19 protein-coding genes are annotated in these 18961 nt (G+C 71.5%); 6 read left to right on the top strand and 13 right to left on the bottom strand.

From position 1 onward, the window contains the following. Positions 1-18: 18 nt before the first annotated feature. The gene (locus tag IE237_RS14035; protein ID WP_189802235.1) at positions 19-675 is read right to left on the bottom strand and encodes a sulfite oxidase-like oxidoreductase; all 657 of its coding nucleotides are present in this window, start codon (positions 673-675) and stop codon (positions 19-21) included. 177 nt (positions 676-852) lie between these two features. On the opposite strand from IE237_RS14035, the gene bfr reads away from it, so the two are divergent. Beyond that, positions 853-1329, top strand: coding sequence for a bacterioferritin (gene bfr / locus IE237_RS14030; protein WP_030314454.1), 477 nt, complete (start codon positions 853-855; stop codon positions 1327-1329). Between the two features lie 16 nt (positions 1330-1345). Here bfr and IE237_RS14025 read toward each other — a convergent pair whose 3' ends face one another. After that, entirely contained in the window at positions 1346-1585 is a 240-nt protein-coding gene (locus IE237_RS14025; RefSeq protein WP_189802234.1) for a (2Fe-2S)-binding protein, read from the bottom strand. Positions 1586-1717: 132 nt separating this feature from the next. Next, positions 1718-3070 (bottom strand): class II 3-deoxy-7-phosphoheptulonate synthase, encoded by a 1353-nt coding sequence (locus tag IE237_RS14020; protein WP_370468177.1) that lies wholly within the window; start codon positions 3068-3070, stop codon positions 1718-1720. A 155-nt stretch (positions 3071-3225) separates the two neighbouring features. On the opposite strand from IE237_RS14020, the gene IE237_RS14015 reads away from it, so the two are divergent. From IE237_RS14015 to IE237_RS14005, 3 genes are all read left to right on the top strand, one after another. After that, positions 3226-6051 (top strand): N-acetylmuramoyl-L-alanine amidase, encoded by a 2826-nt coding sequence (locus tag IE237_RS14015; RefSeq protein ID WP_189802233.1) that lies wholly within the window; start codon positions 3226-3228, stop codon positions 6049-6051. Between the two features lie 92 nt (positions 6052-6143). After that, complete coding sequence (locus tag IE237_RS41610) at positions 6144-6203, top strand: trp operon leader peptide (RefSeq protein WP_361695931.1); 60 nt, start codon at positions 6144-6146, stop codon at positions 6201-6203. Positions 6204-6310: 107 nt separating this feature from the next. Continuing rightward, entirely contained in the window at positions 6311-8179 is a 1869-nt protein-coding gene (locus IE237_RS14005) for an anthranilate synthase family protein (RefSeq protein ID WP_189802231.1), read from the top strand. Between the two features lie 6 nt (positions 8180-8185). Here IE237_RS14005 and IE237_RS14000 read toward each other — a convergent pair whose 3' ends face one another. From IE237_RS14000 to IE237_RS13985, 4 genes are all read right to left on the bottom strand, one after another. Next, entirely contained in the window at positions 8186-9184 is a 999-nt protein-coding gene (locus IE237_RS14000) for a 2-hydroxyacid dehydrogenase (RefSeq protein ID WP_189802230.1), read from the bottom strand. Positions 9185-9254: 70 nt separating this feature from the next. Continuing rightward, entirely contained in the window at positions 9255-9926 is a 672-nt protein-coding gene (locus IE237_RS13995; RefSeq protein ID WP_229842663.1) for a response regulator, read from the bottom strand. After that, complete coding sequence (macS, locus tag IE237_RS13990; RefSeq protein WP_189802229.1) at positions 9923-11134, bottom strand: MacS family sensor histidine kinase; 1212 nt, start codon at positions 11132-11134, stop codon at positions 9923-9925. The genes IE237_RS13995 and macS overlap by 4 nt, the downstream gene beginning before the upstream one ends. Positions 11135-11167: 33 nt before the next feature. Next, a complete protein-coding gene (locus tag IE237_RS13985; protein WP_370468176.1) occupies positions 11168-11899 on the bottom strand; it encodes a lysophospholipid acyltransferase family protein in 732 nt (243 codons plus the stop codon). A 188-nt stretch (positions 11900-12087) separates the two neighbouring features. Here IE237_RS13985 and IE237_RS13980 point away from each other — a divergent pair, with 188 nt between their 5' ends. Further along, entirely contained in the window at positions 12088-12870 is a 783-nt protein-coding gene (locus IE237_RS13980) for an alpha/beta hydrolase (protein WP_189802227.1), read from the top strand. Continuing rightward, positions 12863-13546, top strand: coding sequence for a hypothetical protein (locus IE237_RS13975; RefSeq protein ID WP_189802226.1), 684 nt, complete (start codon positions 12863-12865; stop codon positions 13544-13546). The genes IE237_RS13980 and IE237_RS13975 overlap by 8 nt, the downstream gene beginning before the upstream one ends. A gap of 118 nt (positions 13547-13664) precedes the next feature. On the opposite strand, the gene IE237_RS13970 is transcribed toward IE237_RS13975, so the two are convergent. From IE237_RS13970 to IE237_RS13945, 6 genes are all read right to left on the bottom strand, one after another. Continuing rightward, the gene (locus IE237_RS13970; RefSeq protein WP_189802225.1) at positions 13665-14411 is read right to left on the bottom strand and encodes an endonuclease/exonuclease/phosphatase family protein; all 747 of its coding nucleotides are present in this window, start codon (positions 14409-14411) and stop codon (positions 13665-13667) included. 73 nt (positions 14412-14484) lie between these two features. Further along, positions 14485-15426 (bottom strand): ROK family glucokinase, encoded by a 942-nt coding sequence (locus IE237_RS13965; RefSeq protein ID WP_189802224.1) that lies wholly within the window; start codon positions 15424-15426, stop codon positions 14485-14487. A 66-nt stretch (positions 15427-15492) separates the two neighbouring features. Next, a complete protein-coding gene (locus IE237_RS13960; RefSeq protein ID WP_189802223.1) occupies positions 15493-15960 on the bottom strand; it encodes a DUF5304 domain-containing protein in 468 nt (155 codons plus the stop codon). 44 nt (positions 15961-16004) lie between these two features. Next, a complete protein-coding gene (locus IE237_RS13955; RefSeq protein ID WP_189802222.1) occupies positions 16005-17135 on the bottom strand; it encodes an ArsA family ATPase in 1131 nt (376 codons plus the stop codon). 324 nt (positions 17136-17459) lie between these two features. Beyond that, on the bottom strand, positions 17460-17900 hold the full coding sequence (locus IE237_RS13950) for an SRPBCC family protein (protein ID WP_189802221.1): 441 nt from the start codon (positions 17898-17900) through the stop codon (positions 17460-17462). 89 nt (positions 17901-17989) lie between these two features. After that, positions 17990-18757 (bottom strand): metallophosphoesterase family protein, encoded by a 768-nt coding sequence (locus tag IE237_RS13945; protein ID WP_189802220.1) that lies wholly within the window; start codon positions 18755-18757, stop codon positions 17990-17992. Positions 18758-18961 lie beyond the last annotated feature (204 nt).

Here is an 18961-nt window from a genome sequence, read left to right as displayed (position 1 = left end):
GTCCACGGTCCGGAGCGGCTACAGCTCCGGGCCGTCTCCCGGTTCCTCCTGGTACGAGTAGCGCTGCTCCGTCCACGGGTCACCGAGGTTGTGGTAGCCGCGCTCCTCCCAGAAGCCCCGGCGGTCGGCCGCCATGTACTCCACGCCCCGGACCCACTTGGGCCCCTTCCAGGCGTACAGATGCGGGACGACGAGCCGCAGCGGGAAACCGTGCTCGGCGGTGAGCAGCTCCCCGTCCTTGTGGGTGGCGAAGATCGTACGGTCCGAGGCGAAGTCGGCGAGCCGCATGTTGGCGCTGTAGCCGTACTCGGCCCAGACCATCACATGGGTCACATGGGGCGCGGGCGGAGCGAGCTCCAGGACCGTGCGGGCGGGGACACCACCCCATTCGGCCCCGAGCATGCTGAATTTCGTGACGCAGTGCAGATCGGCCAGGACCGTGGAGAACGGAAGGGCCGAGAACTCCTCGTGGTTCCAGCACCGCTTGTCACCGTCGGCCGTCGCGCCGAAGACCCGGAACTCCCAGCGGTCCGGCTTGAACTTGGGGACGGGCCCGTAGTGGGTGACCGGCCAGCCGCGCTGCAGCCGCTGCCCCGGCGGCAGATCCGGCGGAAGGTCCGGCGAACGATCCGGCTGACCCGCTTCCCGGTGTACTCCGCTCTCCGGCTGACCCATGTCATCCATGGTGACAGACGGCGAGGGGTGGTCATGACCAGGCGACCATCCGGGAGAGCCGATTCGGGCAACTCCGACTAAGCCTGCACTTACTGGACGCCCCCCATTCGGGGTGCGAGGATGCGGCCATCCCGCCCAGTGACGGCGTAGACACGTAGCGTGGAAGGAGCCTCTGCGATGCAGGGCGACCCCGAGGTCCTCGAGTTCCTCAACGAGCAGCTGACCGGCGAGCTGACGGCCATCAACCAGTACTGGCTGCATTACCGCATCCAGGACAACAAGGGGTGGACGAAGCTCGCCAAGTACACCCGCGAAGAGTCCATCGACGAGATGAAGCACGCGGACAAGCTGACCGAGCGCATCCTGATGCTCGACGGCCTGCCCAACTACCAGCGGCTCTTCCATGTGCGGGTCGGCCAGACGCTCACCGAGATGTTCCAGGCGGACCGCCAGGTCGAGGTGGAGGCGATCGACCGGCTCAAGCGCGGGATCGAGGTCATGCGCGCCAAGGGGGACATCACGTCCGCCAACCTCTTCGAGGAGATCCTGGCCGACGAGGAGCACCACATCGACTACCTGGACACGCAGCTGGAGCTGATCGAGTCCCTGGGCGAGGCGCTGTACATCTCGACGCTCATCGAGCAGCCCAGCTAAGACAGGCCCCAGGGCTCTAGGCCGCTTCCCCGAGCTCCGCGACCGTCTCCGTCGTCAGGGCGGGCATGCCCTGGTCCAGGAGCTCGCGTCGCGGGCAGTTGCCGCGCCCGAGAATGGCCTGAATGCGACGGACGCAGGAACCGCAGTCCGTGCCGGCCTTGCAGGCGGAGGCTATCTGGCGGGGCGTGCAGGCACCCGCGTCCGCGTGCTCCTTGACCTGCTTCTCCGTGACACCGAAGCATGAGCAGACGTACACGCGGTTTCACCTCCCGCCGGGATCCATAAGGCTAACCTAACCTTACCCGGCGCCCCGGAGCCCCAAAAGCCCCGGATACGACGATGGGGCACGGATCACAGCGATCCGTGCCCCATCTCCGTAGGAACCTACTTACTGATCGCGGTACATCTCCGCCACCAGGAACGCCAGGTCGAGCGACTGGCTGCGGTTGAGCCGCGGGTCGCAGGCCGTCTCGTAGCGCTGGTGCAGGTCGTCGACGAAGATCTCGTCGCCGCCGCCCACGCACTCGGTGACGTCGTCACCGGTGAGCTCGACGTGGATGCCGCCCGGGTGGGTGCCGAGGGACTTGTGGACCTCGAAGAAGCCCTTGACCTCGTCGAGCACGTCGTCGAAGCGGCGGGTCTTGTGCCCGGAGGCGGCCTCGAAGGTGTTGCCGTGCATCGGGTCGGTGACCCAGGCGACGACCGCACCGGAGGCGGTGACCTTCTCGACCAGCTCGGGGAGCTTGTCGCGGACCTTGTCGGCGCCCATGCGGACGATGAAGGTCAGCCGGCCCGGCTCGCGGTCCGGGTCGAGACGGTCGATGTAGGTGAGCGCCTCGTCCACCGAGGTGGTCGGGCCCAGCTTGATGCCGATCGGGTTCGCGATCTGCGAGGCGAACTCGATGTGGGCGTGGTCGAGCTGGCGGGTCCGCTCACCGATCCAGACCATGTGGCCGGAGGTGTCGTACAGCTTGCCGGTGCGCGAGTCCGTACGGGTCAGGGCGCCCTCGTAGTCGAGCAGCAGCGCCTCGTGGGAGGCGTAGAACTCGACGGCCTTGAACTCGGCCGGGTCGGTGCCGCAGGCCTTCATGAAGTTCAGGGCGTTGTCGATCTCGCGGGCGAGCGCCTCGTAGCGCTGGCCCGAGGGGGACGACTTCACGAAGTCCTGGTTCCAGGCGTGCACCTGGCGCAGGTCGGCGTAGCCACCGGTGGTGAAGGCGCGGACCAGGTTGAGCGTGGAGGCGGAGGCGTTGTACATCCGCTTCAGCCGCTCGGGGTCCGGGATGCGGGCCTTCTCGTTGAAGTCGAAGCCGTTGACGGAGTCGCCGCGGTAGGTCGGCAGGGTCACGCCGTCGCGGGTCTCGGTCCCCTTGGAGCGGGGCTTCGAGTACTGGCCGGCGATACGGCCGACCTTCACGACGGGCACCGAGGCCGCGTAGGTGAGGACGGCACTCATCTGGAGCAGCGTCTTGAGCTTGGCCCTGATGTGGTCGGCGGACACGGCGTCGAAGGCCTCGGCGCAGTCGCCGCCCTGGAGCAGGAACGCCTCGCCACGGGCGACGGCTCCCATCCGGGCGCGCAGCTGGTCGCACTCGCCGGCGAAGACGAGCGGAGGATACGACTCGAGGTCCGCGATCACATCGCGCAGAGCCTCGGCATCGGGGTACTCGGGCTGCTGCGCCGCGGGCAGGTCTCGCCAGGTCGCCTTGGCGACGGCGTGGGAATCAGCGTTCACGGTCACACGCACAACATTACGGGGTTCTTCGTCCAGTCCTGTCCCTCTGCCCAGTGGCTGAGACACGTGCCCGAAATGTCCCCGGGGGATCTTCACTCCATCGAGTGGTGTTACCCTCTGGCCCGTTTAACAAGAGCAAAGCCGAATTCACAGGGGTGGGCGTGACCCAGAGGCACCGCAGGGACCGCAAGAAGAAACGACTCTTGTACGGAGCGGCGGCTGCTGTCGCCGCCACCGCCACCATCGGCACCCTCGCGGTCGCCTCACCGGGCCTCCTGGGCGCGGCCGGCGACGGCAAGCCTGGTGGTGACCCTTCCCTCCAGACCCAGTTCGCAAACGCGGCGCGCGAGTTCGATGTACCGCAGAGTGTGCTGATGGCGGTGTCGTACCGCCAGACGCGGTGGGAGTCGCACGACGGGCAGCCGAGCACCACGGGCGCGTACAACGTCATGGGGCTGACCAAGGTCGACCCGGAGGACGTCGAGCAGGACACGGACGAGCAGCTGCTCGATCTGATGAACCGGAGCGGCGACCCCCGCATCGAGAAGAAGTTCGACAAGAAGAAGGCGCTGGCCTCTCTCCCCGAGAAGAAGGTCGACACCTCCAGCCCCACGCTGCACACCCTGGACAAGGCCGCCGACCTGATCGACGGCTCGACCGACGCGGTCCAGAAGGACAGCGAGGCCTCGATCCGGGCCGGCGCCGCCCTGCTCGCCGAGTACCAGAAGCAGGCCGGTGCGGAGCTCTCCGACGACCCGGGCGTCTGGTACCCGGCCGTCGCGCGCTACAGCCAGTCCCCGGACCGGAAGAGCGCCGACCTCTTCGCCAAGCGCGTCTTCGAGTCCATCAGGACGGGTGAGCAGGAGGTCACCGCGGACGGCGAGCAGGTCGTCCTGCCGGCGGACCCGTCGGTGGAACCGGTCAAGCCCTCGAACGTCCCGCTGGCGGCGAGCCTCGCGGCGACGAACGAGGACCCCGCGGTCGAGTGCCCGACCGGCCCGACGGCTCCCGTCTGCACGTTCATCCCGGCCGCCTACTCGCAGAACGACGGCAACTACAACATCGCGAGCCGTCCCGCGAACGGCTTCGACGTCCGCCAGATCGTCATCCACGACATCGAGGGTTCGCACGACGGCGCGGTGGCGGTCTTCCAGAACCCCCTGAGCTACGCGAGCGCCCACTACATCGTCCGCGCCGACGGCCGCGTGACGCAGATGGTGGAGACCAAGAACGAGGCGTACCACGCCGGCAACAAGACCCTCAACATGCACTCGATCGGCATCGAGCACGAGGGCTACGCCATCAAGGGTGACGCCGGCTGGTACACCGAGCCGGAGTACGAGTCCTCCGCCGCCCTCGTGAAGTACCTGGCCGCGAAGTTCTCCCTCCCGCTGGACCGCGAGCACATCATCGGCCACGACGACGTGCCGAGCATCCTGGACAGCAAGATCCAGGACCACTGGGACCCGGGCCCGTTCTGGGACTGGAACCACTTCATGACGCTGGTGGGCGCCCCCACCGGTGCCGGCGGCGCGGGCGGCCTCCTGCAGGCCGGGCAGCTCGTCCGGATCGTCCCGCCGTTCACCTCGGCCAACCAGCAGCAGATGAAGTACACGGAGAAGGTCGGCGACCAGTACGTCACCAAGACCACCGTGGCGCTGCCGGTCAACTTCGGCTACCTGTACTCGGAGCCGGTGGCCGACCAGAGCAAGGCGCTGACCGACCCGTACGTCTCGGCGAACTGGCAGGAGGGCGCCAACTGGACGAACAAGGTCACGGCCGGCAGCACCCATGTCGTCGCCGACGTCCGGACCGACTGGACCGCCATCTGGTACGGCGGCAAGAAGGCCTGGTTCTACAACCCCGGCGGCCAGTACACGGCCCCCGTGGGCGTGAAGAAGGCGATCACCGCCAAGGACGGCGCCGACTCGATCCCGGTCTACGGCCGCGCCTACCCCGAGGACGCCGCCTACACGGGCACCGGCGTCCCGGTCCAGGCCAGCAACAGCGCGTCGCTGACGAAGTACAGCCTCCCGGCCGGGCAGCTGTACACGAAGGCCGGCGACGCCGTGCCGGGCGACTACTACTACAGCGCGTACAACACCGACGGCACCCGGGTCGTCGGCACGACCAACATCTTCATCCCGATCCGCTACAACCACCGCATGGCGTGGGTGAAGGCGAGCGACGTCAAGGAGGTCGACACCAAGCCCGCCGTCGCCTCGACCAACCGCTACAACCTCCTCACCCGCGACGCCTCCGGTGTCCTCTGGCAGTACCAGGGCAGCGGCAGCTCCACCGAGCCGTTCCTGGCGCGGTACCGGGTCGGGGGCGGCTGGGGGATCTACAACGCCATCACCCCGCTGACGGCCCTCCGCGCCGACGGCACCGGTGACGCCGTCGCCCGGGACGCCTCCGGTGCCCTCTGGTACTACCAGGGCAGCGGCAACCCGTCCGCGCCGTTCAAGCCGCGTCTGAAGACCGGCGGCGGCTGGCAGATCTACGACCGGATCATCGGCGTCCGCGACCTCACCGGGGACTCCCGGCCGGACGTGATCGCCCGCGAGAAGTCGGGTGCCCTGTGGCTGTACAAGGGCACCGGCACCCCGGCCACGCCGTTCGCCCCCCGGGTGAAGATCGGCACCGGCTGGCAGATCTACAACGACATCGTCAGCACCGGCGACCTGACCTCGGACGGCAAGCCGGACCTGATCGGCCGCGACGCCACCGGCGCGCTGTGGCTGTACAAGGGCACCGGCAGCGCCACCGCCCCGTACGCCGCCCGCGTCAAGGTGGGTACCGGCTGGCAGATCTACAACAGCATCACCGGCCCGAGCGACCTCACCGGTGACGGCAGGGTCGACTTCGTCGCCCGTGACGGCGCCGGCGCGCTGTGGCTGTACAAGGGCACGGGCAGCGCCACCGCCCCGTACGCCGCGCGCGTGCAGGTCGGCCCGGGCTGGCAGACGTACAACCTGATCTTCTGATCGAGGGATCGACCGGCCCCGGGGCCCGGCTCGCACCGTCCACGGTGCGGACCGGGCCCCGTTCCCGTGCCCGGCTGCGTTACAGTGCTCACATGTTGTACGCGTCGCAGATCCAGAACTGGTGGTGGACCGCTCATCCGGCGGCCCACTGATCGCGCGTACACCGACTGACTCGCGAAGGCCGCCCGAGGGGCGGCCTTTTCTCGTACCCGGGGCCGTTCCTCCTCTCCGTACTCCACCCGGAAGGAACGACACGCCCATGGACCTCTCCCGTCTCCTCGACGACTCCTGCCCGCCGTTCGCCCTGCTGCGCCGGCGCACCCCCGGCCGTGACCACGACACCGTCGAGGTGCTGATCGGCCGGGTCCACGAGGCCGAGCGCCTCGCGGAGCTGCCCGTGGGCCCCCTGCCGACGCTCGCCCTCGTGCCGTTCCGGCAGATCCGTGAGCGCGGCTTCGACGTGCGGGACGACGGCACCCCGCTCTCGGTGCTCGTCGCCGACGAGGCGTACGAGCTGCCGCTCGACGAGGCCCTCGCCGCGCTGCCCGCCCATGAGGTACGGGTGGAGGGCGGTGGGTTCGACGTCTCCGACGAGGCGTACGCGGAGACCGTGCGGCGGGTCATCGACGAGGAGATCGGCTCCGGCGAGGGCGCCAACTTCGTGATCCGGCGCACCTACACCGGCGAGATCCCGGGCTTCGGGCGCGCCGACGCGCTCGCCCTGTTCCGGCGGCTTCTCGCGGGCGAGCGGGGCGCGTACTGGACGTTCGTCGTGCACACCGGGGACCGGACGCTCGTCGGGGCGAGCCCCGAGGTGCACGTCCGGATGTCGGGAGGGACGGTCGTGATGAACCCGATCAGCGGCACGTACCGCTACCCGGCCGGGGTCGCCCCGACCGCCGAGGACCTGCTCGCCTTCCTCGCCGACCGCAAGGAGACCGAGGAGCTCTCCATGGTGGTGGACGAGGAGCTGAAGATGATGTGCACGGTGGGCGACATGGGCGGGGTGGTGGTCGGACCGCGGCTCAAGGAGATGGCCCATCTCGCGCACACGGAGTACGAGTTGCGCGGCCGGTCCTCGCTGGACGTGCGGGAGGTGCTGCGGGAGACGATGTTCGCGGCGACCGTGACAGGGTCGCCGGTGCAGAACGCCTGCCGGGTGATCGAGCGTCACGAGACCGGCGGGCGCGGCTACTACGCGGGGGCGCTGGCGCTGCTCGGGACGGACGGGAGCGGGGCGCAGACGCTGGACTCGCCCATCCTGATCCGTACCGCCGACATCGCGTCCGACGGACGGCTCCGGGTGCCGGTCGGGGCGACGCTGGTGCGGCACTCGGACCCGGCGGGCGAGGTCGCCGAGACCCACGCGAAGGCGGCGGGGGTGCTGGCCGCCCTGGGCGTACGGGAGGGGCGGCCGCGCGACGAGGGCGCGGTGCCGGCGCGGCTCGCCGACGACCCCCGGGTGCGGGCCGCGCTCGACGCCCGCCGTGCGGACCTCGCGCCGTTCTGGCTGAAGATGCAGGTGCGGTCGGCGGAGCTGTCGGGGCACGCGCTCGTGGTCGACGCCGAGGACACCTTCACGGCGATGCTGGCGCACGTCCTGCGCTCCTCGGGCCTGGAGGTGTCGGTGCTGCGGTACGACGAGCCGGGGCTGCGGGAGCTGGCGCTCGCGCACGAGGGGCCGGTCGTCCTGGGGCCCGGCCCGGGGAACCCCTCGGACGCCGCCGACCCGAAGATGCGCTTCCTGCGCGGGCTGACGGCGGAGCTCGTACGGGACCACCGCCACGGCCTCCTGGGTGTCTGCCTCGGGCACGAGCTCATCGCGGCCGAACTGGGCCTGGACATCGTCCGCAAGCGGACCCCGTTCCAGGGGGCGCAGCTGCGGATCGACCTCTTCGGGCAGCGGCAGACGGTCGGCTTCTACAACAGCTTCACCGCCCGCTGCGACGACCGGACGGCGACGGAGCTGGCGCTGCACCGCATCGAGGTGAGCCGGGACGCGGAGACCGGCGAGGTCCACGCCCTGCGCGGACCGGGCTTCGCCGGGGTGCAGTTCCACCCGGAGTCGGTGCTCACGATGGACGGGGCCGCGCTCACCGCCTCCCTGCTCGCGGGGGTGCTGGTCTAGGGGCTCCTAGGCGGTCCTCGGCACCAGGACGTTCTCGCCGCGCCGCCCGGCGGTGTAGTCGAGGACGTTCTGGACGGTGGTGTCGATGATCTGGCCGACCGCGTCGGTCGTGTAGTACGCCTGGTGGGAGGTGACCAGCACGTTCGGGAAGGTGATCAGGCGGGCCAGGGTGTCGTCCTCGACGACCTCCAGGGACTTGTCGAGGAAGAAGAGTCCGGCCTCCGCCTCGTAGACGTCCAGGCCGACCCCGGCGAAGCGGCCGGCCCGGAGTTCGGCGACGAGGGCCTCGGTGTCGATGAGCCCGCCGCGGCTGGAGTTCACCAGGATGGCGTCGTCCTTCATGGCCTTGAGGGCGGCGGCGTCGATGAGGTGCTGGGTGGCGGGGAGCAGCGGCACGTGGAGGCTGATGAGGTCGGCCTCGGCGAAGAGCCGCTCCTTCTCGACGTAGGTCATGCCCAGGTCCAGGCAGGCGGGGTTCTCGGCGACGTCCCAGCCGAGGAGGTTCATGCCGAAGCCGTGGGCGATCCGGGTGAAGGCCTCGCCGATCTTGCCGGTGCCGAGGACGCCGACCGTACGGCCCCGCAGGTCACGGCCCATCAGTCCGTCGAGCCGGAAGTCGAAGTCGCGGGTCCGGATGGAGGCGCGGACGATCCGGCGGTTGACGGCCATGGCCAGGGTCCAGGCGAACTCGGCGACGGAGTACGGCGAGTAGTACGAGACGCGGGCGACGGTGATGCCGAGGCGCTCGGCGACGTCGAGGTCGATGTTGTTGAAGCCCGTGGAGCGCTGGGCGATCATCTGCGTCCCGCCGGCGGCGAGGGTCTGCAGGACCCGGTGGTCGAGGTCGGCGTTGACGCTGCTGGAGACGATCTCGTACCCGGCGGCGATGGGGGCGGTGTCCTCGTCGAGGTTGACGCGCAGGCAGCGGACGTCGTGGTGCCCCGCGAAGGCCTTCTCGATGAGGGGCTTCTCGTCCGCCTGCACGCCGAATGCCAGGATTTCCACGTGTTTCCCCTCAACGTCACGATGGGCCGTACATGCCGGAATATACGGCCCCTCGTGGCGCCCGGCCGCCTCAGGCGTCGTCGAGGCCGCGCTCGATGGCGTAGCGGACGAGCTCCACCCGGTTGTGCAGCTGGAGCTTGCCCAGGGTGTTCTGGACGTGGTTCTGGACCGTGCGGTGCGAGATGACCAGGCGCTCGGCGATCTGCTTGTAGCTGAGCCCCTTGGCGACGAGCCGCAGGACCTCGGTCTCGCGCTCGGTCAGCTGCGGGGCCTTCGGCTCGTCGGCGCCGGCCGCCGGGGCGGGCTCGGAGGCCAGCCGGCGGTACTCGCCGAGGACCAGGCCGGCCAGGCCCGGCGTGAAGACGGGGTCGCCTACGGCCGTCCGGCGCACCGCGTCGATCAGCTCGTCCGTACTGGCCGACTTGAGGAGGTAGCCGGTCGCGCCCGACTTGACCGCCTCCAGGACGTCGGCGTGCTCGCCGCTCGCCGAGAGGACGAGGACCCGCAGCTCGGGGCGGCCGCCGACGAGCTCCTTGCAGACCTGGACGCCCGGCTTGACCGGCAGGTTCAGGTCCAGGACGAGGACGTCCGGCCCGGCCGCGACGGCGCGGCGCACGGCCTGCTCGCCGTCGCCGGCGGTGGCGACCACGTCGAAGCCCGCCTCGTCGAGGTCACGGGCGACCGCGTCCCGCCACATCGGATGGTCGTCGACGACCATCACCTTGATCCGCTGCTCGCTCACTTCTCCCCTGCCTTCCCCCGTGGAACCTTCAACTCGACTTCCGTGCCCTGACCCGGGACCGAGACCAGCTCGGCCGAGCCGCCCAGATCCCGCAGTCTCCCCCGGATGGACAGGGCGACGCCCATCCGGCCCTCTCCCCAGGCCTCCGCGAGGCGGCCCTCCGGGATGCCGGGGCCGTCGTCCCGGACGGTGACGATCACCTCGTCCGGCCAGTCCTCGATCAGGACCCACGCGTGCGCGTCCTCCCCGGCGTGCACCCGGACGTTGTCCAGGGCTGCGCCGACGGCGGTGGCCAGCTCACGGGCGGCGGGCGGCGGCAGCAGGACCGGGGCGCCCGGCTCGGAGAGGGTGACCCGGGCCCCGGCGCGCGGGGCGAGCAGGAGACGGAGGTCGACGGGGGTGTCCTCGTCGGCTTCGTCGTCCACCTCGACGACCCGGACGAAGGCGCCCTCGGACTCGTCCTCGGAGACCAGGCTGGGCCGGGTGAGCCCGCCCGCGACGAGGGTGCGCAGGGCCACCTCCTGCTCCCCCGCCATCCGGCCGATCTCGGCGGCCTCGCCGCCGAGCGCCGCGCCGCGCCGCTGCACCATCGCGAGGACCTGGAGGACGCTGTCGTGGATGTCCCGGGCGAGCCGCTCCCGCTCCCGGGTCGCGGCCTCGATCTCCAGGGCGCGGGCGAGGGTCCGCTCGGAGGCGCGGGCGACCTCGACGACGTAGCCGATGGCGATGGAGGCGACCCAGACGAGGAGCACGTTGTGGAGGGTGTCCCGGCTGGGGTGCCCGCGCTCGACGATGTTGGCGACGGCGACCAGCGAGGAGGCGACGCCGGCCCAGCGCCAGCCGCCCTTGATGGCGAACGCGAGGACGGAGCCCGCGGTCCATATCGAGGGCAGGGTGGGGCCGTCGACCGACTGGGCCTGGGCGTCGGCGAGCGGGGTGAGGAGGATGCCGACGAGGGCGACGGTGATGTCGGCGCCGAGGAAGCGCTTGGTGCAGCCGGCCGCGTTCGCCACCTTGGGGAGGGTGGCGAGGGTCCAGCAGCACAGCACCGCCAGATAGACGACGGCGATCCAGGGCCGCTCGTAGTCCTCCCGGCCGAACGCGAACAGCAGGACCGCGTACACCATGGTCAGGACGCGGTAGCCGGTCAGCGCCCGCCACAGCGGCTGCTCGACCGACATGCGCACGACACGCTCGCGCTTGGCCATCTCCCCCACCCCCCGGAAACCCCTCGCGGGGACCTACGCGCCAGACTCTTCCCGAGCGGCGATCTCGGCCTTGACGGCCTCCTTGGCGGCCTTCTCCGCATCCGCGATCTGCCGCTTGGCGGCGGTCGCGTAGATGTCGACGTACTCCTGGCCGGACAGCTTCATGATCTCGTACATGACCTCGTCGGTCACCGAGCGGAGGATGAAGCGGTCCCCCTCCATGCCCTGGTAGCGGGTGAAGTCCAGCGGCTTGCCGATCCGGATCCCCGGGCGCATCAGCTTGGGGACGACCTTGCCGGGCGGCTGGATCTTCTCGGTGTCGATCATGGCGACCGGGATCACGGGCGCGCCGGTGGCCAGGGCCACGCGCGCCAGACCGCCGGGCTTGCCCCGGTAGAGGCGGCCGTCGGGCGAACGGGTGCCCTCGGGGTAGATCCCGAAGAGCCCGCCTCCCTCGATGACCTCGATGCCCGCCTTGATGGCCGCCTCGCCCGCGCCGCGGGCACCCGAACGGTCCACCGGGAGCTGGCCGACGCCCTTGAAGAAGGCGGCGGTGAGCTTGCCCTTCACACCGGGGGTGGTGAAGTACTCGGCCTTGGCGATGAAGGTGACCTTGCGGTCCAGGACGGCGGGCAGGAAGAAGGAGTCCGAGAAGGACAGGTGGTTGCTCGCGAGGATCGCGGGTCCCTCGGCGGGGATGTTCTCCAGACCCTCCACCCAGGGCCGGAAGGCAAGCTTCAGGGACCCTCCGAGGGAGAACTTCATTGCGCCGTAGATCAACTCGCCATGCCTTCCGTGTGCCGTCGCCACGACTTTATCCCGTACCGACGCACGGCCCCCGCTACGGCCCTGGTCGGTGTCGGTCCGGTCGCGTACCGTGAAGGTCCTTCCCCATTTTCCGTCGCTCCGGCGCACCCGAAGACGCCGGAGTCGCAACCGAACAGGAGACCCCGGTGCCGGTCCTTCCCGGAGCCGAGCCGTACCGCCATGACGGCGGAGAGGTCGGCGTCCTTCTCTGTCACGGATTCACCGGTTCCCCGCAGTCGATGCGCCCGTGGGCCGAGTACCTGGCCGAGTGCGGTCTGTCGGTCTCGGTGCCGCTGCTGCCCGGCCACGGCACGCGGTGGCAGGACATGCAGCTCACCACCTGGCACGACTGGTACGCGGAGGTGGACCGCGCCCTGCGCGAGCTCCTGGAGCGGTGCCGGACCGTCTTCGTCTTCGGCCTCTCCATGGGCGGGGCCCTCACGCTGCGGCTGGCCGCCCAGCACGGTGACGCGGTGCGGGGCATCGTCCTCGTCAACCCGGGCAACAAGGTGCACGGCCTCGCCGCGTACGCGCTGCCCGTCGCCCGGCACCTGGTCCCCTCCACGAAGGGCATCGCCAGCGACATCGCCAAGGAGGGCGTGGCCGAGGTCGGCTACGACCGGGTGCCGCTGCACGCCGCGCACTCGCTGCGCCAGTTCTTCCGGGCGGTCGACGCGGAGCTCCCCCAGGTCACCCAGCCGGTGGTACTGCTCCACAGCCCCCAGGACCACGTCGTGCCGCCCGTCGACTCGGCCCGGATCCTCTCCCGCATCTCCTCGACGGACGTCCAGGAGATCCTGCTGGAACAGAGCTACCACGTGGCGACGTTGGACCATGACGCGGAGCGGATCTTCGACGAGAGCCTGGCCTTCGTCGAACGTCTGGCCCCGGATCTGGTCGACGGGAAGGGGAGCAGGAGCGGTGGCTGAGCAGCAGGACGGCGACGGGCGGGAGCCGCAGCCCATCGACGAGGAGGCGGCCTGGGCCGCGATCGTCGCCGGGTACGGCGAGGAGCCCGCGGACCCTCCGGGGGCGAAGCCGTTCCGGCCCGTCGAGAACCTGTCGCTGCCGGAGCCCGAGGAACAGGACGAGGACGGTGACGCCCCGGAGATCCGGCCCGTCAAGGGCACGGCCTGGAAACCGCGGCCGAAGCCCGCGGAGACCGCGCCGGAGACCGCGCCGGAGGCCGCCGAGGGTGCCGAGCCGGACGAGGCCGACGGGGACCCGGAGCCGGGTCCCGAGCGGCCCGCGCTCGGCAGCTCGATCGTGTTCGCGCCCGGGGTGCGGACCGGTGGCCCCCGGGACTACTCGCCGGCCGAGCCGGACGACGGGCCGGGCGGCGCCGACGAGGGCCACTTCGTCCCGCCGGAGCCGCCCCCGCTGCCCGAGGCGGACGCGACCACCAAGTTCGCCTGGCTCGCGGTCGTCGGCGGCCCGGTCCTGATGCTGGTCGCCGTCCTGCTCCAGTGGGACATGACCTGGTGGCTGACGACGCTCTGCGTCGGCGGCTTCCTGGGCGGCTTCGCGACCCTGGTGGCCCGCATGAAGCACGACGACGACGATGACGACGGCTTCGACGACCCGGGGCGCGGGGCGGTCGTCTAGCCTCCCGGCGCCCCCCTCGCGCCGCTCGGCACCGGAGCGCCTCCCGGGTTTCGCACGGCTGCGCCGGACTCCGTCCGCCGACAGGCGCACCGGGTCCGGTCGCGGGCCGTGCGGGCCGTCAGGACCCCGCCGGGATCCGGACCGCCGCCAGGACCGGGAGATGGTCGGTGGCGGCTCGGAGGTCCTTCGGGTCGAGGTCCGCGGGGACTCCGCAGCCGAGGAACTCGACGCCCGGGGTCGCCAGGATCGCGTCGATGCGCTGGTGCGGGTCCGCGGGGGTCGAGGTGTGTTCGCCGCCCCAGGGGCTGACCGCCCAGCCGTCCTGGAGCTCCTCCGTGAGACGGGTGAAGGCGGGCCCTCCGGGCCGTTCGTTCAGGTCGCCTGCGACGAGGGCGTGCGGGGTGCCGAGCGCGGCGACCCGGTCGAGGACCATCCCGGCCTGGGCGTACCGCTCGTCCTTCTTCAGGCTCAGATGGCAGCTGACCAGACCGACCCGGGCCCCGGCGAAGCGGACGACGGCGGTCGCGAGGCCGCGCCGGTGCAGACCCGGGGTGAGCGGCAGCAGGACGTCCTCGGTCCGCTCCACGGTGGCCCGCAGGGAGCAGAGCAGCAGCGGTCCGGCCGCGGTCGCGCCGCCGCTCAGGACGACGAGTTCGCTCTTGGCCGCGAGCCGGGCGGCGTGTTTGCGCCAGCGGAAGAAGCGCGGGGCCTCCTGGACGAAGACGAGGTCCGGGGCGCAGGCGCGGATCACCCGGGCGAGGGCGTCCTCGTCGTCGCGCATCGAGCGGACGTTGTAGCTCAGGACCCGGAGGACGGCCGAACCGTCGCTCTCGGTGCGGGAGTTGGGCAGCTCACTGATCGCCATGACGGCCAACATACGACGACCGCCCGCCGTGTCCGAGAGGACGCGGCGGGCGGTCGTCGTATGCCGTGAGGTCTCAGCCCTGGCGGGCGAGGTCCGCGGCGCCGACCAGGCCGGCCTTGTTCCCGAGCTGGGCCGCGAGGACCTGCGCGTGCGGGCGCCACTGGCCGCCGATCAGCCAGCGCCGGAAGGACTTGCGGATCGGGTCGAGGACGAGGTCGCCCTCGTCCGAGACTCCGCCGCCGACGATGAACGCCGAGGGGTCGAAGAGCGAGGCCAGGTCGGCGAGACCGGCGCCCGCCCAACGGGCCAGCTCGCGGAAGGAGTCGATGGCCACCGGGTCGCCCGCGCGGGCGGCCTGGCTGACGTGCTTGCCCTCGATGCCCTCCGGGGTGCCGTCGCCGAGGCCGAGGAGGATCTCCGCGCGCTCCGGGGTGGCGTTGGCGCGCTGCTTGGCGTACCGGACGAGCGCGCGCCCGGAGGCGTACTGCTCCCAGCAGCCCTGGCTGCCGCAGCCGCACAGCAGGCCGTCCGGGACGACCCGGATGTGGCCGAACTCGGCGGCCACGCCGAAGCGTCCGCGGCGCAGCTTGTTGCCGATGATGATGCCGCCGCCCAGGCCGGTGCCGAGGGTGATGCAGATGACGTCCTCGTGCCCCTGGCCGGCGCCGAAGCGGTACTCGCCCCAGGCCGCCGCGTTGGCGTCGTTCTCGACGACGACGGGCAGGCCGACCCGCTGCTCGACCTTGTCCTTGAGCGGCTCGTGCCGCCAGTCGATGTTCGGCGCGAAGAGGACGGTGGCGCGCTTGTCGTCGACGTAGCCCGCGGCTCCGATGCCGACGGCCTCGATCTGGTACCCCTTGCCGGCCTCGGAGACCGCGGCGCAGATGGCGTCGACGATGCCCTCGGGGGTCGGCGGGGTGGGCACGGTGTGGGTGTCGAGGATGTTGCCCTCCTCGTCGACCACGCCGGCCGCGATCTTCGTGCCGCCGATGTCGACGCCGATGGTGAGTCCCATGTGTCCCTCAGTTTTCGGTCGAGCCCCGCTAAGGCCCACCGTACCCGAGCGGGGGTGTCCCACCGATCAGTCGAGGTCGATGTGCTGGCCGGTTCCCGGCCCTTCGTCGTCCTTGCGGTCGTCCTTGTGGTCGTCCGTGTGCGACGCGTCCGCGTCCCGGCGCGGGTCGTCCGCGTCGGGGACGGCGCCGCCGCGGGTCCAGCGGCTCTCGTGGCCCTCGACGGCGGAGCGGTACGCGGCGAGCAGCTCGCTGCCGGCGGCCGCGAGGTGGTCGAAGACCTGCGGGTTGCGCTCGATGACGGGTTCGACGACGGCCTTCGCCTGGTTGACGAGCTGCTGCACGGTCTGCGCGGCCTGGCCGCCGAGGAGCGGGTTCCCGAGGCCGCCGGAGACCTTGTCGGCCACGGCCTCGAAGAGCTTGCGGAACTCCTCCGCGGGCGAGCCGGGCTCGGTCGCGCGCTGCGCCCGGCGGCGGGCCTTCTCCGCCTCCAGGTCCTCGGCACAGGCCTTGGCCCAGGCGTCCGAATCGCTCATGGCGTACTCCTCAATGGCTGCGTACTTCGACGGTACACGCCGCTTCAGGGGGTACGGGGCCAGAGCCCGGGGTCGGGGGTGAAGCGCACCCGGAGGTCCCCCTCGACGAGTCCGGCGCCGGTGACGGTGCAGCGGCGCAGGGCGCCCGGCAGCGGGACGGCCCGGCGGAACGCGCCGACGGTCAGGAGCAGTTCGTCGCCCCGGCGGACGAGGGAGAGCTCCTCCTTGACGGCCCCCGGCAGGGGGATGTGCCAGACGAGGACCCCGTCCTCCTCGCGCCGGTCCTCGACGGCCCACTCCGCCCTGGGGGCCGGGGCCGTTTCGGGCCGGGCGGGCGCGAGGAGGACGAGGTCCTCGGCTCCGCGCGGGGCACGGCCGAGGTGCGGGAGCTCGTACAGCCCGCCGGTGGCGGTACGGAGCTCCGCGAGATGCCGGTGCTGTTCGGCGGCGAGTCCGGCGAGCCAGGGGTCCTCCGAGGTGGCGGGGAGGATCCGGTTGGCGACCACGGCGTCGAGCGCGAGGCGCTGGACGGCGAGGCCCAGCCGGGCGGTGCGCAGGGCGCGGGCGGCGTCGGGGCCGGGTTCGACGACGAGACGGACGGTGGTGGCGGGGGCCTCGACCACGGCCTGGACGGCGGCGAGCTCGGCCTCCCAGCGGGAGGTGGTCTCGTACAGCCACTGCGCGGGCATGGGGACGCCGGCGAGCTGGGCGAGCATCGGGCGCAGGGCGCGGGCGGCCTGGCGCTCCGGCGGCAGGAGGCGGCGCAGATAGCGGCGGAGCTGCGCGGGGAGCGCGAGGAGGGCGAGGGCCTCGGGGAGCGGGGGCAGATCGACGACGGCGAGGTCGTGGTCGCCCTCGGCGGCGTCGCGCACCGCCCTCAGCAGGGCGAACGGGCGGCTGCCGGGGAGCTCGGTGAGCTCGGCGTCCTCGAAGGGGGCGGCGCCGAGGAGGTCGAGGGCGGCGGCGGAGCGGGCCTGGAGGGCGAGGAACTCCCGCCGGAAGTCGGGACCGGGCTGCGGGCGCAGGACGCGCAGCTTCTCGTCGCCGCCCGAGGGCGCCGCGTCCTCGGAGACGAGCAGGACCCGGCGGCCGGCCCGCGCCTCGGCGAGGGCGGTGGCGGCGGCGAGGGTGGTGCGTCCGGCGCCGCCGGGGCCGGTGACAAGGATGATCCGCATGCGCCCGAACGTTACCGGGCCCCTCGTTGTGGGCCCGCGCCCACCGCCGTGTGGGCAATCGTCCCGCATGGGGGTCCCCCCTGGACGAAGTCCTTGGGGGAGGGACGGGTGGGCGCACGGGACGGCGCCCTTCAGCGGCGCCTCCGCGTTCCGCGCCTGAACCCGCACCACCAGTGCACTGCACCAGGGGCGCGGGTCCAGGCGCATGAGCCTCTGGCGCCGGCAAGGGCGCCGTTCCGTTGTGCCCACCCGTTCCGCCCTGGGGGCACCTCCCGGACGAAGTCTGGGGGAGGAACGCATGCCCACAACGGGCGGGGCGCAGCGTTACGCGCCCGACTCCACGCGCTGCTTCAGGCCCGCCAGGGCTCGGTCGATGATGACCTTCTCGGCCTTGCGCTTGATCATGCCGAGCATGGGGATCTTGACGTCGACGGTGAGCTGGTACGTCACCTCGGTGCGGTCGCCGCCGAGCGGCTTCAGCAGGTAGGAGCCGTCGAGGGAGCGGAGCATCTGGGACTTGACCAGGGTCCAGCTGACCTCGTTGTCCCCGGTCCAGGTGTACGCGAGGGTGTGGTCGTCCTTGATGGCGCCCGCGTCGAGGAGCAGCCGGACCTTCTCCGCGCGGCCGGCGTCGTCGGCCTCCAGGACCTCGGCCTCCTTCACCTCGCCGGTCCACTCGGGGTAGCGGGCGAAGTCGGCGATCACACCCATGACGTCGGCCGGTGCCGCCTCGATGGTGATGCTCGAGCTGGTGTGTTCGGCCATCGCGGTGGCTCCTCCACTGTGCGGTCCGGCGGAAGTCAAGGGGCACAGACGTGCCGACGGAAGGCTATCGCGCCGTGACTCCGTGCCTGTCACCACTCCAGGGCGTAGGGCCTGCCGGCCGAGGCGAAGTGGCCGACGTTCACGCACTCGGTGGAGGCGATCCGCATCCGCCGGGCGAGCGGCTGGTGGACGTGGCCGAAGAGGGCGTAGCGGGGCCGGACGCGGTGGATGGCGTCGAGCAGGGCCCGGCTGCCGCGCTCGAAGCGGCGGGCCACGGTGTCGTAGGTCAGCTCCGGCACGTCCGGCGGGATGTGGGAGCAGAGGACGTCGACGTCGCCGAGGGCCTCGACCTTCGCCGCGTACTCCTCGTCGGAGATCTCGTACGGGGTGCGCATGGGGGTGCGGAGGCCGCCGCCGACGAAGCCGAAGGTGAGGCCGCCGAGCTCGATCCGCTGCCCGTCGAGGACGGTGGTGCCGGAGGCGGCGTACTCGGGCCAGAGCCGGGGGATGTCGACGTTCCCGTAGGTGGCGTAGGTGGGGGTGGGGAAGGCGGCGAAGAGTTCGGCGTACTGGCGGCGGACGGCGGCCTCGATGGCGGTGTCGCGGTCGACGTCGAGGCCGGCCCAGAGGCGGCGGCCCAGGTCACGGGCCTCGTCGAAGCGGCGGGCGGTGCGCAGCTCGACGAGCCGGGTGGCGTTCTCGGCGCCGAAGAGGTCGGGGAAGATTCCCCGGCTGTGGTCGGCGTAGTCGAGGAAGAGGACCAGGTCACCCAGGCATATGAGGGCGTCGGCGCCCTCTCCGGCCTTGGCGAGGTCGCCGGCGTTGCCGTGCACGTCACTGACCACATGGACTCGCATGAGCCCACCTTAGGGGGTGTCACCTGCGGTTACTTGGGAGTCGTGAAACCCGTGGATTACTGTGCGCAGAGCACCGTCACGCATGTGTGACGCACGGAACATCTGGCCGGGACCCCCTATCGGGAACCATGTACTGGTGGGTAACGTCCGGGCAGTCCAGTCGTGCTCACCCCCACTGAGCACCTGCCCGATCATGGACTTCAC

It is taken from the genome of Streptomyces tanashiensis (assembly GCF_014648895.1).
GTDB classification, from domain to species: Bacteria; Actinomycetota; Actinomycetes; order Streptomycetales; family Streptomycetaceae; genus Streptomyces; species Streptomyces tanashiensis.
This window is presented reverse-complemented; position numbering and strand designations above follow the sequence as displayed.

Bases quoted from the DNA above. Each gene is read 5' to 3' on its own strand.
- IE237_RS13955 (WP_189802222.1), bottom strand. From the start codon at position 17,135: ATGCGGATCATCCTTGTCACCGGCCCCGGCGGCGCCGGACGCACCACC.
- IE237_RS13945 (WP_189802220.1), bottom strand. From the start codon at position 18,757: ATGCGAGTCCATGTGGTCAGTGACGTGCACGGCAACGCCGGCGACCTC.
- IE237_RS13965 (WP_189802224.1), bottom strand. From the start codon at position 15,426: ATGGGACTCACCATCGGCGTCGACATCGGCGGCACGAAGATCGCGGCC.
- IE237_RS13950 (WP_189802221.1), bottom strand. From the start codon at position 17,900: ATGGCCGAACACACCAGCTCGAGCATCACCATCGAGGCGGCACCGGCC.
- IE237_RS13970 (WP_189802225.1), bottom strand. From the start codon at position 14,411: ATGGCGATCAGTGAGCTGCCCAACTCCCGCACCGAGAGCGACGGTTCG.
- bfr (WP_030314454.1), top strand. From the start codon at position 853: ATGCAGGGCGACCCCGAGGTCCTCGAGTTCCTCAACGAGCAGCTGACC.
- IE237_RS14005 (WP_189802231.1), top strand. From the start codon at position 6,311: ATGGACCTCTCCCGTCTCCTCGACGACTCCTGCCCGCCGTTCGCCCTG.
- IE237_RS13960 (WP_189802223.1), bottom strand. From the start codon at position 15,960: ATGAGCGATTCGGACGCCTGGGCCAAGGCCTGTGCCGAGGACCTGGAG.
- IE237_RS14035 (WP_189802235.1), bottom strand. From the start codon at position 675: ATGGGTCAGCCGGAGAGCGGAGTACACCGGGAAGCGGGTCAGCCGGAT.
- IE237_RS13985 (WP_370468176.1), bottom strand. From the start codon at position 11,899: ATGAAGTTCTCCCTCGGAGGGTCCCTGAAGCTTGCCTTCCGGCCCTGG.
- macS (WP_189802229.1), bottom strand. From the start codon at position 11,134: ATGGCCAAGCGCGAGCGTGTCGTGCGCATGTCGGTCGAGCAGCCGCTG.